Source organism: Streptomyces sp. NPDC090127 (assembly GCF_044746945.1).
Lineage (GTDB): Bacteria > Actinomycetota > Actinomycetes > Streptomycetales > Streptomycetaceae > Streptomyces.
In genome coordinates, this window is record NZ_JBIVDE010000002.1 from 930,738 (window position 1) to 942,829 (window position 12,092).

The following is a 12,092-nucleotide window of genomic DNA, read 5'->3' on the forward strand; positions in this document are numbered from 1 at the left end:
CGCTCGTCCTCCCCCTGCTCGTCGTCTTGTCGGTCGTCCGCACCTTCGAGGCCATGTCAGCCGGTCCTCACTTCAGCCGGCTCGACGCCAGGATCGAGACCAGGTGCAGCAGCGTCTGGAGGAGCGCGATGCCCGCGAGGACCGCGACGCCGAGGCGGGTGAAGAACAGGTCGTCACGGACCGCGTCGACGATCGCCAGGACCAGGATCAGCAGGGACGCCTCGATCCCGAGGACCAGCCGGTGGAACTTCAGCGCCCCGGCGGCCCGGCGGGCGAACGCCATCCCGGAGGATCGGGGCTCGCTCGCCGCCTCCTTGACCGGCGGCAGCCCGCCCTGGTGGCGGGCGACACCGACGAGGTCGGTCTCCGCCTTGATCAGGATCGCGCCGAGCGCGGCGAGGGTGCCGAGGAAGGCCCACAGCCAGTCGATCCGGCCGCCGCCCCACAGGTCGGCGGCGCGCAGGCCGAAGCCGACCAGGACGGCCGCGTCGCACAGGTACGCGCCGACCCGGTCGAGGTAGACGCCGGAGAGCGAGAACTGCTTCTTCCAGCGGGCGACCTCACCGTCGACGCAGTCGAGCAGCAGGTAGAGCTGGACCGCGACGACGCCCAGGACCGCGCCCCAGACACCCGGCACGAGCAGGGCGGGGGCGGCGAGCACGCCGCAGAGCGTCATCACGTAGGTCAGCTGGTTGGGCGTGACCTTGGTGGTGACCAGGTGGCGGGTGATGCGCAGCGAGATCTCGCGCATGTACAGGCGGCCGCCCCAGTGCTCTCCGCTGCGTCGGTCCTTCACCCCGGCGGGGTGCACGACCGGGCGGAGCTCAGCTACCGATGGCTTTGGCATAGTCGGCGTACGCGTCCCTGATCTGGTCGTCGGAGAGGTCGAGGTGTTCGAGGATCGTGAAGCGGCCGGGCCGGGTCTGCGGGGCGAAGGACACGGCGCGGACGAACTCCTCCACGCTGAAGCCCATCTCCTCGGGCGTCACGGGCAGGCCGTGGCGGCGCAGGGTCTCGACGATCTGGAGCGAGCCCTCCGCGGCGCCGCGCAGGTGCATCGCGAAGGCCGCACCGAGTCCGCACTGCTCGCCGTGGCTGGCGGCCCGCTCGGGGAAGAGCAGGTCGAAGGCGTGGCTGATCTCGTGGCAGGCGCCCGAGGAGGGCCGGCTGTCGCCGCTGATCGACATGGCGATCCCGGACATCACCAGGCCCTCGGAGAGGGTGACGAGGAAGTCGTCGTCGCCGACGCCGCCGGGGTGGCGGAGCACCGCCTCGCCCGCGCTGCGGGCCATCGCGGCGGCGAGGCCGTCGACCGGCTCGCCGGTCTCCCGGTGCGAGAGCTCCCAGTCCGCGATGGCGGACAGGTTGGAGACCGCGTCGCCGATGCCGGAGCGGACGAAGCGCACCGGGGCGTCCCGGATCACGTCGAGGTCGACGACCAGCGCGATCGGGGTCGGCACACCGTAGGAGCCGCGCCCGTTGTCGTTGTCCAGGGTGGAGATCGGCGAGCAGATGCCGTCGTGCGACAGGTTCGTCGCGATGGCGACCAGCGGCAGGCCGACCCGGGCCGCCGCGTACTTGGTCACGTCGATGATCTTGCCGCCGCCGAGGGCGACCACCGCGTCGTAGCGCTTGCCGCGCATGGCGTCGGCGAGCTTGACCGCCGCGTCGATGGTGCCGCCCTCGACCGGGTACCAGTCGGCTCCGGGCAGCTCCGGCGCGAACTGGTCACGCAGCTTCAGGCCCGAGCCGCCGCTGATCGCGACGGCGATCCGGCCGTTGCTGGAGATCCGCTGGTCGGCGAGGAGCGCGGAGAGGTCCTCCAGCGCTCCTCTGCGGATGTCGACGACGACCGGCGAGGGGATGAGCCGGGTCAGTACAGGCACGCGATGTCACGGCCCTTCGCCAGGTCGTCGTGGTTGTCGATCTCGACCCACTTGACGTCGCCGATGGGCTCCACGTCGATGGTGAAGCCGTCGTCGACGAGCTTCTGATAGCCGTCCTCGTAGTAGAGGTCGGGGTCGCGCTCGAAGGTCGCCTTGAGGGCGTCGGCGAGGGCCTCGGCCGCCTCGGGCTCGATGAGCGTGACGCCGATGTACTCGCCGGTGGCGGTGGCCGGGTCCATCAGCTTGGTGATCTTCTGGACGCCCTTGCCCTCGGCGGTGATGACCTTCATCTCCTCGTCGGCGAGGTTCTTCACCGTGTCGAGGGCGAGGATGATCTTCTTGCCGTCGCCGCGCGCGGCGAGCAGGGTCTTCTCGACGGAGACCGGGTGGACGGTGTCGCCGTTGGCGAGGATCACACCACGCTTGAGGACCTCACGGGCGCACCACAGGGAGTAGGCGTTGTTCCACTCCTCGGCCTTGTCGTTGTCGATCAGCGTGATCGAGACGCCGTACTGGGCCTCCAGAGCCTCCTTGCGCGCGTACACGGCCTCCTTGCGGTAGCCGACGACGACGGCGACCTCGGTGAGGCCGACCTCCGCGAAGTTCTTCAGCGTGAGGTCCAGGACGGTGGTGTCACCGTCGACAGGCACGAGGGCCTTCGGGAGCGTGTCGGTGTAGGGGCGCAGACGGCGTCCGGCACCTGCTGCCAGTACGAGGCCAATCATGCTGTTTCTCCTTCGTCATGTACGGCGGGTGCTCCGGAGGACACCCAGAAACGGATGGACTCCACGAGCACCACGAGCGCGAGGGCGACCGCGAGGGCGGTGAGCGCCAGGGCGAAGTCGTCGCCCCGGGTCGCCAGCAGGGCGGCGAGGACCGTCACCAGCAGGACGCGGCCCTCGTGACCGCCGGTCGTGCGCACCAGCCAGGTGGGCGGGGCGCCGGTGCCGCCGCGGATGCGGTACACCGTGTCGTAGTGATGGTAGGCGACGGCCGCCACGAGCCCGTAAGCCGCGGGCAGGGCGCCGTTCACCTCGGAACGGGCGGCGAGGATCAGGATCGTGCCGTACTCGGCTGCCCTGAACAGGGGCGGTACGAGCCAGTCGAGGGCGCCCTTGAGGGGGCGGGCGGCGACGAGTCCCGCGGCCATGGCGTAGATCACCGCGACGGCGATCAGCCGGGCGTCGCCGAACGGCAGGTACCACGCGGCCGCGAGCATCAGCGCGGCGCCCAGCACCGCGACGGGCAGCGGGCCCACGGCCCCGGCCCTGCCGCGCAGCAGCCGCGCCTGGAACTCGGCGAGAGGGCCGGAGTCCGCCAGGTCGGCGAGCGCCTGGGCGGCCCGGTCGGTGCGGCGGGCCTTGCGGGTCAGGGAGCGCAGGACGCGGCCCGCGGTGGTGTAGCAGGCGCCGAAGGCGCAGCCGACGATCAGCGCCCAGAAGACGATCCGGGGCGTGGTGACGGCGGTGAGGACCGCGATCATCGCCCAGCGTTCGCCGATCGGCAGGATGATCATGCGGCGGACCCAGACGGTCCAGCCGACGCTGTCGAGGCGGCTGGAGAGCGCGGCGGTGGGGCTGGTGTTGGCCGTGGCGTCGTGGTTGGCCTCGTTGAACGAGAAGTCCACGACGTGCCGGCAGGTCATCAGGACCATCGCGCCGAGCGCGAGCGCCCAGACGTCGTCCCCGTCGCGGGCCGCGCCGAAGGCGAGGCCCGCGTAGAAGGCGTACTCCTTGGCGCGGTCGAAGGTCGCGTCGAGCCAGGCGCCCATCGTCGAGTACTGCAGGGAGTAGCGGGCGAGCTGCCCGTCGGTGCAGTCCAGGACGAAGGAGACGAGGAGGAGCACCCCGGCGGCGACGTATCCGCCGCGCTCGCCCGTGGCGGCGCAGCCGGCGGCGATCAGGGCGGTGAGCAGCGAGGCGGTGGTGACCTGGTTGGGGGTGAGTCCGCGCCGGGCGCACCAGCGGGCGATGTAGCGCGAGTACGGGCTGACGCAGAAGGTGGTGAAGAAACCGTCGTGGGCCTTCACGGCGGAGCGCAGTCGTACGGCCTCGTCGTCGACGGCGGCGACGGCGGCGCGGGTCTCGTGGCGGGCCTCGGCGTCGGCCGGTACGGCGGCGACGAGCGTGCCCAGCACGGGTCGGTGCACGGCGACGCCGTCGGTGTCGAGGGCCTCGGCGAGGGTGTCGGGCAGGCTCTCCGCGCCAGCGGCGGGCTCGGGCGCGGCCGGGGCGCCGGGCACCGACGCGTACGCGTGGGTCAGCGCGCGGGCGAGCGCCGGGCGGGCCTCGGGCTGCGCGGTGAGCGCGCCGGGCGCCGCGGCGGCCGGGAAGCGGGGGTCGGTGAGCGTCAGGCGCAGCGCGTGGAGGTGTCCGACGAAGCGCGGGTCGACGACGGCGACCCGCTCACCCGCCGGTACGGCGGCGAGCAGTGCTCCCGTCTCCTGCGGGCCGGAGGCGACCCGTACGTCGAAGCCGAGCGACCGCAGATCGCCGTCGAGCGACGATCCGGGTACCGGCGGACCGGTGAGGATGGCGGTCGACAGACGAACTCACTCCTTGGAGCTGACGGGCGGGCCCTCGGGGCTCATGGCACGCCCCGGGCACGGCGGCTCGGCCCGGCATCGGGCGGCGGGACGTCGGCTGAGGCTATCGGATGGACAGGGGCGGGAGTTCACCGAGGCTTTGCGGTGCGGACTCCCCCGGGCCCACTCGAATCCGTCCGAGTGCGCCAGGCCCCGCGGAGATCATCATGGGTGATCGACCCGCCGCCTCACAAACCGTGTCGACCGGCTGTCCGGACCCACCCTCGCACGCCACGCCACCGAACCCGCATCACCGCAGGTCAGATGATATGACAACGGTGTTCAGTGCCGTGTTGCAGATACCCCCCACCCGTAGTTCACTGGCGATTCGAAGGGGTACGGAGCGAGTCGAACACCGGCTCACGACACGAGGGAGAGGCCACGTCATGGGGGCTGGACACGACCACGGGCACAGCCACGGCGGACCCCCGCCCACGGGGACCGCCGCCGCGGCCTACCGGGGCCGGTTGCGGATCGCGCTCGCGATCACGCTCTCCGTGATGGTGGTCGAGATCATCGGTGGCGTCCTCGCCGACTCGCTCGCCCTGATCGCCGACGCGGCCCACATGGCGACCGACGCGGTGGGCCTCGCGATGGCCCTGCTGGCCATCCACTTCGCCAACCGCCCGCCCACCGAGAACCGCACCTACGGCTTCGCCCGGGCCGAGATCCTCGCCGCACTCGCCAACTGTCTGCTGCTACTGGGCGTCGGCACCTACCTGCTCTACGAGGCGGTCCAGCGCTTCATCGAGCCGGCCGAGACCAAGGGCGGGGTGGCGATCATGTTCGCGCTGATCGGTCTGGTCGCCAACATGGTCTCGCTCTCCCTCCTGGTGCGCGGCCAGAAGGAGAGCCTGAACGTGCGCGGGGCCTATCTGGAGGTGCTCGCGGACGCGCTCGGCTCGGTGACGGTGATCGTCTCGGCCGGCATCATCCTGGCCACCGGCTGGCAGTACGCCGACCCGATCGCCTCGATCCTGATCGGCCTGATGATCGTGCCCCGCACGGTCAAGCTGCTGCGCGAGACGCTGGACGTCCTGCTGGAGTCGGCTCCCAAGGGCGTCGACATGGCCGAGGTCCGGGCGCACGTACTGGCCCTGCCGGGCGTCGAGGACGTCCACGACCTGCACGCCTGGACGATCACGTCCGGGATGCCGGTGCTCTCGGCCCATGTGGTGGTGGACCAGGCGGCGCTCGACTCCGTCGGCCACGAGAAGATGCTGCACGACCTGCAGGGCTGCCTGGGCTCCCACTTCGACGTGGAGCACTGCACCTTCCAGCTGGAGCCGGTCGGTCACGCCGAGCACGAGGCGAAGCTGTGTCTGTGAGCGCTGTTAGGCTTGATCGACACGCGTTCGAGCCGTTCGACCGGTGAGATACGAGAGGAGCTGGGGTTGATGACCGTCGCGATGGAGGCTGCCCAGTGCGGCAGCGCCCGGTCCAGCTTCAGCTTCCGGGCCTTCGGCTGACCTGATCCCGGTTCTTCCGACCCGATCACCCGTCGGCCGGGGCCCTCTCACCCAAGGGTTCCCACGTTGTCCGACCACACCAACGCGCTCCACGACGCCTTCTTCGCCCTGCACCACGGCCTTCCGCGCCAGGGTCCGGGCTCCGACGCCACCACCCGCCGCCTGCTCGCGACGGCCGGACCGCTCCCCGAGCGGCCCCGTGTGCTCGACCTGGGCTGCGGTCCCGGCCGCTCCGCGCTGCTCCTGGCCGCCGAGGCCGGGGCCGAGGTGACGGCCGTCGATCTGCACCAGCCGTTCCTCGACGAGCTGCGGCAGACCGCCCACGCCCGTGGGCTCGGCGACCGGATCCGTACGCTCCGCGCCGACATGGGCGAGCTGCCGTTCCCCGACGGGTCCTTCGACCTCGTCTGGGCCGAGAGCTCGGCCTACGCCCTCGGCTTCGACACCGCGCTGCGCTCCTGGCGCCGGCTGACGGCCACCGGCGGCACGCTCGTGCTCACCGACTGCGAGTGGACGGTGGACGAGCCGAGCCGGGCGGCCCGCGCCTTCTGGGACCAGCACTACCCGCTCCGCACCAGGGCCGCGAACACCGCGGCGGCCGTCGAGGGCGGCTACCACGTCCTCGGCGTGGTCCCGCAGCCCGAGAGCGACTGGCAGGAGTACTACGGTCCGCTCGCCGCGCGGGCCGACGCCGCGGACCCGTCCGCTCCGGGCATGGCCGAGGCCCTCGCCTCGACCCGCGCGGAGCTCGCCGTGCGCCGTGACCACGGCGGCGAGTACGGCTACACCGGTTACGTCCTGCGGCCGGTCGACCCCCGGTGGCCGACGCGCGCGGAGACCACCGCCGACGTCCCGTCCGTCCGGGCCGTCAACGCGGCGGCCTTCGAGACACCGGCGGAGGCCGATCTGGTCGACGCCCTCCGCGCGGACGGCGAGGCCTGGCTGCCGGGTCTGTCGTTCGTGGCCGAGGCTCCGGACGGCTCGGTCGCCGCGCACGCGCTGATCACCCGCTGCCGGGTCGACGGTGTTCCGGCGGCGGCGCTCGCGCCGGTCGCCGTCGCGCCGGAGCACCAGCGGCAGGGCGCCGGGGAGGCCGTCGTCCGGGCCGTTCTCGACGCCGCGCGGCTGCGCGGGGAGCGGGTCGTGCTGGTCCTCGGTCATCCGGAGTACTACCCCCGGTTCGGCTTCGTACGGGCGTCTGAATATGGAATTCGGCCGTCCTTCGACGTTCCGGACGAGGCCATGAGGGCGCTCGTCCTGGACGGCTCGGACCCGGTCCCGTCGGGCACGATCCACTATCCGGCGGCCTTCGGCGTCTGACGCCCCGCCCGCTCCCGCCGCGCCGGTGTACTCCGGAGCGGTGGGAGCGGGCCATGTCCGGGCCACCGAAGTACGGACAAGCGGCTTTTGTGCGGCAGACTGAGGGAGCCCCTCCGGGCCGAGACCGAAGCGAAGGACGGTTATGCCGACCACATCAGCCAGCGTGGCTCCCACCTCGTCGAACGGGGTCCAGCCGACCGCAGCCCAGGCGTCGATCATGCTCGAACTGGTCGACGAGAACGGCATCACCATCGGTACGGAGGAGAAGCTCGCCGCGCATCAGGCCCCCGGGCAGCTGCACCGGGCGTTCTCCGTCTTCCTCTTCGACGAGTCGGGCCGGCTGCTGCTCCAGCGGCGCGCGCTCGGCAAGTACCACTCCCCCGGCGTCTGGTCCAACACCTGCTGCGGCCACCCGTACCCGGGCGAGGCGCCCTTCGCGGCCGCAGCCCGGCGGACGTACGAGGAGCTGGGGATCTCCCCCTCGCTGCTCGCCGAGGCGGGCACGGTCCGCTACAACCACCCGGACCCGGCGTCGGGCCTGGTGGAGCAGGAGTACAACCACCTCTTCGTCGGCATGGCGCAGACCGAGCTGCGGCCGGATGCGGAGGAGGTCGAGGAGACCGCCTTCGTGACGGCGGAGGAGCTGATGGAGCGGCACGCGAGCGCACCGTTCTCCGCCTGGTTCATGACCGTCCTGGACGCCGCGCGTCCGGCGATCAAGGAGCTGACGGGTCCCGCCGGGGGCTGGTGATCCCGGGCGCGGCCGGGGGGAGCGCCGTCGACGGCTCCCCCGGCGCCACGAACTCCGGGTTCAGGGGCAGCGCGGCCCAGATGATCTTCCCGCCGCCTGCGGTGTGCTCCACGTCGCAGGCGCCGCCGGACCCCAGGGCGATCTCCCGGACCAGCAGCAGCCCGCGGCCGCCCGTCTGGCCCCAGTCCGCCTCCAGCGCCTTGGGTCGGTACGGATGGTTGTCCTCGACGGACACCCGGATCCACTCCGCGCCGATCGCCACCTCCACCGCCACTTCCGGGGAGAGCAGCGCCGCGTGCTTCACGGCGTTGGTGACCAGCTCCGAGACGATCAGGAGCAGGCCCTGGACCGTGTCGTCGTGTGCCGGTACTCCCTGACGGACCAGCAGGTCCCGTACGGCGTGCCGGGCCTGCGGAACGGAGACGTCGACCGCGGGAGCGGTGAAGCGCCAGACCCCTTCGTAGGACGGTGGCCGTGCGGGGACGCTCCCGCGGCTCTCCATAGTCCGGCTCCCACCCTCTTGCTCGATTGTCGCCACGAGTCAAGTCTTGGTAATCCGCAGGTGCGGACCGGGCTACTGACCAGAAGTCGACACTTATCGACCGCATTCTGATCGGGTGAGTATGCCAACGTCAGTTGTTCGACTACTCCTGATCCTCGGTTGACACCTTCGGAGGGGCGGCGGAAGAGTCGGCCGGCGGGGTGTCCGTCGGCACCGGGTCGGGTGGCGTGACCATGCCGACGATACGGCGGCCCCCGATGCCGATCGCGATCAGCCCGAGGCCGTCGAAGAGCAGGGCCAGCGAGAAGAAGACACCCAGGACGTACCGGCTGCTGTCCGGCCAGTCGAAGAGGACCAGCAGACCCAGGAGGATCCCGAAGGCTCCCTGGAGGAGGGTCCAGCCGAACTGCGGCCCGCGCACCACGACGCTGCCCACCAGACGGAAGACCCCACCCGTGAGGAAGAGCAGGGCGGCGAACATGGTCAGCGCCTCGGCCGAGCCCTCCGGGTGCCGGATCACCACGACACCGGCCGCGATGTTCAGCGCCGCCACCACCACGGCGAGCCAGAAGAAGTTGCTGCCGCGCGACTCGATGGCGTGCAGCAGGCCCACGACGCCGCCGATGAGCAGCAGCCAGCCGAAGAGCAGCATCGAGGTGAGGGTGGCGAAACCGGTGTAGAAGAGGCCGACGATCCCGGCGAGTGCCAGCAGGACGCCGAGGAAGGCGAGCCGGCCGAGGCTGCGGCTGAGCTTCTTGCCCTCGTGCACGGCGTCGAAGGCGCCCTCGTCGGTCGTGGCGTGGGAATCCCGGGCCATGTGCGCCTCCTCCTCGACCCCTCTGTCGATCGTACGGTCGAGGTGCCCGGATAGCATCCGGCGCATGGATGCCACCGAGCCGCAGCTGAGGGTCGTCGTCGCCGACACGGTCGCCACCGTCGTCATCACCAACCCGGCCAAACGCAACGCGATGACGGCCGCGATGTGGCGGTCCCTGCCGGGGCTGCTCGCGCCGCTCGCGGCCGACCCGGCGGTCCGCGCGCTGGTGGTCACCGGCGAGGGCGGCACCTTCTGCGCGGGCGCGGACATCTCGACGCTGCGGGAGCCGGGCGACGAGCAGCAGTCGCTCGCGGTGGCGGCCGAGGAGGCGCTCGCCGCCTTTCCCAAACCGACGCTCGCGGCCGTCCGGGGCTACTGCGTGGGCGGCGGCAGCCAGCTCGCGGCCGCCTGCGATCTGCGGTTCGCCGAGGAGGGCGCGCGGTTCGGGGTCACCCCGGCGAAGCTCGGGATCGTCTACCCCTCCTCCTCGACGCGCCGGCTGGCCGCGCTGGTGGGGCCCTCCGCCGCGAAGTACCTGCTCTTCTCCGGAGAGCTGATCGACTCCGCACGTGCGCTGCGCACCGGCCTGGTGGACGAGGTCCTGCCGGAGGGCGAACTGGACAAGCGGGTGGGCGAGTTCACCCGGGTGCTCGTCGGTCGCTCACTGCTCACCCAGTCGGCGGCGAAGGAGTTCGCCGACGGCCGCACCGACCGGGACGCGCACTGGACGGAGCAGGCACGCGGCAGCGGCGACACCGCCGAGGGGGTCGCCGCCTTCCTGGAGCGCCGCGCGCCGCGCTTCACGTACGGCGTCTGACCGGGCGGGGCCCGGCGCCCGGGCCGGATCAGCGGTCGGCGAGCTCCTCGACGGCCGTGCCGCGCCAGTGGGCGACGATCGCGGCGGGGGCCTTCTCCGGCGAACCGGCGTCGTAGGGCGGCTGGGGGTCGTACTCGGTCAGCAGCTGGATGGTCTGGGCGGCCTCGTCGCCGGCGATCCGGCCGAGCAGGTGCAGCGCCATGTCGATGCCGGAGGAGACCCCGGCGGCGGTGACGTACTTGCCGTCGAAGACGACCCGCTCACCGGTCGGCTCGACACCGAGCGCGCGCAGCTCCTCGTACGCCAGCCAGTGCGTCGTGGCACGGCGGTCGGCGAGCAGGTCGGCGGCGCCCAGGATCAGGGAGCCGGTGCAGACGGAGGTGGTCCAGGTGCTGGTCGCGTCGGCGGTACGGAGCCAGGCGAGGATCTCCGGGTCCTTCATCGCCTCCCGGGCGCCGGGGCCGCCGGGGACGAGGACGATGTCGGGGTCCGGGACCTCGGCGAGGGTCCTGTCGGCGACGAGGGCGAGGCTGCCCTGGTCGTTGCGGACGGGGCCCGCCTCCTTGGCGACGAAGACGGTCTCGGCTCCGGGGAGACGGGCGAGGAGCTCATAGGGGCCGACGGCGTCGAGGGTGGTGAAACGGTCGTAGAGCAGCACGGCGATCTGCATGAGGTCCCTTTCCGGGGTGGGCTCGGGCGGGCGGTGGGATCAGGCCGGTGGTGCGGGTATCGCGGGTTGTCCGGGTACGGCCGCTGGTGCGGGTACGGCGGGTGGTGCGGGTACGGCGGGTGGCGCGGGTACGGCGGGTGGCCTGGTTACGGCGGGTGGTCCGGGTACGGCCGGTGGTGCGGGTGCGGGTACGACGGGTGGTGCGCGTACGGGGGGTGGTGCCGGGGTGTGGAAGCGGCGGCGGTACTCGGCGGGGGCGGTGCCGAGCGCCTTGACGAAGGCCCGGCGCATGGCCTCGGGCGTGCCGTAACCGGCGGCGCGGGCGACCTCCTGGACCCCGTCGCCGTTCTCCTCCAGGAGCCTGCGGGCGTGTTCGAGCCGCACCCGGTCCACGTACCGGCCCGGCGTGGTGCCGGTCTCCTCCCGGAAGGCGCGGGCGAAATGCCGCGGCGAGAGCCGGGCGCGTGCCGCCAGGGCCTCCACGGAGAGGTCCCCGGCGGGGTGCTCGGTGATCCAGTGCTGGAGGTCGCGCAGGGACGGGCGGTGGGCGGTCTGGGCGGCGAGCTGGGCGCTGAACTGGGCCTGGTTGCCGGGGCGGCGCAGAAAGACGACGAGATGCCGGGCGACGGTGAGCGCGGCCTGCCGGCCGAGGTCCTCCTCGACCAGGGCGAGGGCCAGGTCGATGCCCGCGGTGACGCCTGCGGAGGTGGAGAGGTTGCCGTCCCGCACGAAGATCGGGTCCGGGTCCACCTCGACCTGCGGGTAGCAGCGGGCGAGGTGGTCGCAGGCGATCCAGTGCGTGGTGGCCCGGTGTCCGTCGAGGAGCCCGGCCTCGGCGAGCAGCAGGGCGCCCGTGCAGACGGAGACCAGACGGTCGGCGCGCGGCGCGTTCGTACGCAGCCAGTCGATCAGGCGCGGGTCGGGGTGCCGGGTGCCCTCGCCGCCGGGGACGACCAGGGTGTGCGGGCGGTTCGCGTCGGCGAGGGTGGTGTCGGGGAGGATCCGCAGCCCGCTGTGCGAGCGGACCGGCCCGCCGTCGAGCGAGGCGGTGGTGAGCGGGTACGTACCGCCTCCTCCGCCGCCGCCCAGGCGGTCGGCACCGGCGAACACCTCGAGCGGGCCGGTGACGTCCAGGCTCTGCACTCCGTCGAAGAGGACGAAGAGCACGGGTCGTTTCGTCATGGCTCCATCCTTCGGCGGTCGCCGCATGGCCGCAATGACGAAGACCCCACCTTTCCTGCCATCCGGGGGTCGGGGATCGGGACGCCCCCCGGAC

General features: G+C 72.3%; 11 protein-coding genes and 1 pseudogene. 4 read left to right on the forward strand and 8 right to left on the reverse strand.

The window, feature by feature from the left end; translation table 11 throughout:
• Positions 1-67: 67 nt before the first annotated feature.
• The 4 genes from ACIPPS_RS09710 to ACIPPS_RS09725 are packed head-to-tail and all read right to left on the reverse strand — an operon-like array spanning position 68 to position 4,431.
• Complete coding sequence (locus tag ACIPPS_RS09710; RefSeq protein ID WP_401428942.1) at positions 68-847, reverse strand: CDP-alcohol phosphatidyltransferase family protein; 780 nt, start codon at positions 845-847, stop codon at positions 68-70.
• Positions 825-1,886 carry an iron-containing alcohol dehydrogenase family protein gene (locus ACIPPS_RS09715; protein ID WP_401428945.1) on the reverse strand — a complete coding sequence of 354 codons (1,062 nt, stop codon included), beginning with the start codon at positions 1,884-1,886 and terminating at the stop codon, positions 825-827. The genes ACIPPS_RS09710 and ACIPPS_RS09715 overlap by 23 nt, the downstream gene beginning before the upstream one ends.
• On the reverse strand, positions 1,874-2,611 hold the full coding sequence (locus tag ACIPPS_RS09720) for a sugar phosphate nucleotidyltransferase (protein ID WP_401428947.1): 738 nt from the start codon (positions 2,609-2,611) through the stop codon (positions 1,874-1,876). Before ACIPPS_RS09720 ends, ACIPPS_RS09715 begins: the two co-directional genes overlap by 13 nt.
• On the reverse strand, positions 2,608-4,431 hold the full coding sequence (locus ACIPPS_RS09725) for a DUF5941 domain-containing protein (protein WP_401429563.1): 1,824 nt from the start codon (positions 4,429-4,431) through the stop codon (positions 2,608-2,610). The genes ACIPPS_RS09720 and ACIPPS_RS09725 overlap by 4 nt, the downstream gene beginning before the upstream one ends.
• A gap of 425 nt (positions 4,432-4,856) precedes the next feature.
• Here ACIPPS_RS09725 and ACIPPS_RS09730 point away from each other — a divergent pair, with 425 nt between their 5' ends.
• The 3 genes from ACIPPS_RS09730 (at position 4,857) to idi (ending at position 8,010) form a co-directional block, all read left to right on the forward strand.
• A complete protein-coding gene (locus ACIPPS_RS09730; protein ID WP_401428949.1) occupies positions 4,857-5,798 on the forward strand; it encodes a cation diffusion facilitator family transporter in 942 nt (313 codons plus the stop codon).
• Between the two features lie 207 nt (positions 5,799-6,005).
• On the forward strand, positions 6,006-7,259 hold the full coding sequence (locus tag ACIPPS_RS09735) for a GNAT family N-acetyltransferase (protein WP_401428951.1): 1,254 nt from the start codon (positions 6,006-6,008) through the stop codon (positions 7,257-7,259).
• A gap of 142 nt (positions 7,260-7,401) precedes the next feature.
• Positions 7,402-8,010, forward strand: a complete 609-nt coding sequence (gene idi, locus ACIPPS_RS09740; protein ID WP_401428953.1) for an isopentenyl-diphosphate Delta-isomerase — start codon at positions 7,402-7,404, stop codon at positions 8,008-8,010.
• On the opposite strand, the gene ACIPPS_RS09745 is transcribed toward idi, so the two are convergent.
• Positions 7,976-8,512 carry an ATP-binding protein gene (locus ACIPPS_RS09745; RefSeq protein WP_401428956.1) on the reverse strand — a complete coding sequence of 179 codons (537 nt, stop codon included), beginning with the start codon at positions 8,510-8,512 and terminating at the stop codon, positions 7,976-7,978. The two genes, idi and ACIPPS_RS09745, sit on opposite strands and share 35 nt — an antisense overlap.
• A 142-nt stretch (positions 8,513-8,654) precedes the next feature.
• Entirely contained in the window at positions 8,655-9,329 is a 675-nt protein-coding gene (locus ACIPPS_RS09750; RefSeq protein ID WP_401428958.1) for an HdeD family acid-resistance protein, read from the reverse strand.
• Between the two features lie 64 nt (positions 9,330-9,393).
• On the opposite strand from ACIPPS_RS09750, the gene ACIPPS_RS09755 reads away from it, so the two are divergent.
• On the forward strand, positions 9,394-10,146 hold the full coding sequence (locus ACIPPS_RS09755; RefSeq protein WP_401428960.1) for an enoyl-CoA hydratase/isomerase family protein: 753 nt from the start codon (positions 9,394-9,396) through the stop codon (positions 10,144-10,146).
• Between the two features lie 28 nt (positions 10,147-10,174).
• On the opposite strand, the gene ACIPPS_RS09760 is transcribed toward ACIPPS_RS09755, so the two are convergent.
• Positions 10,175-10,816, reverse strand: a complete 642-nt coding sequence (locus ACIPPS_RS09760) for a DJ-1/PfpI family protein (protein ID WP_401428963.1) — start codon at positions 10,814-10,816, stop codon at positions 10,175-10,177.
• Between the two features lie 219 nt (positions 10,817-11,035).
• Positions 11,036-11,998: pseudogene (locus ACIPPS_RS09765) on the reverse strand (GlxA family transcriptional regulator); the annotation flags it as partial.
• Between the last annotated feature and the right edge of the window lie 94 nt (positions 11,999-12,092).

Coding starts and splice junctions, on each gene's coding strand:
- ACIPPS_RS09760 (WP_401428963.1), bottom strand. CDS start 10,816: ATGCAGATCGCCGTGCTGCTCTACGACCGTTTCACCACCCTCGACGCC.
- ACIPPS_RS09745 (WP_401428956.1), bottom strand. CDS start 8,512: ATGGAGAGCCGCGGGAGCGTCCCCGCACGGCCACCGTCCTACGAAGGG.
- idi (WP_401428953.1), top strand. CDS start 7,402: ATGCCGACCACATCAGCCAGCGTGGCTCCCACCTCGTCGAACGGGGTC.
- ACIPPS_RS09710 (WP_401428942.1), bottom strand. CDS start 847: ATGCCAAAGCCATCGGTAGCTGAGCTCCGCCCGGTCGTGCACCCCGCC.
- ACIPPS_RS09755 (WP_401428960.1), top strand. CDS start 9,394: ATGGATGCCACCGAGCCGCAGCTGAGGGTCGTCGTCGCCGACACGGTC.
- ACIPPS_RS09730 (WP_401428949.1), top strand. CDS start 4,857: ATGGGGGCTGGACACGACCACGGGCACAGCCACGGCGGACCCCCGCCC.
- ACIPPS_RS09720 (WP_401428947.1), bottom strand. CDS start 2,611: ATGATTGGCCTCGTACTGGCAGCAGGTGCCGGACGCCGTCTGCGCCCC.
- ACIPPS_RS09750 (WP_401428958.1), bottom strand. CDS start 9,329: ATGGCCCGGGATTCCCACGCCACGACCGACGAGGGCGCCTTCGACGCC.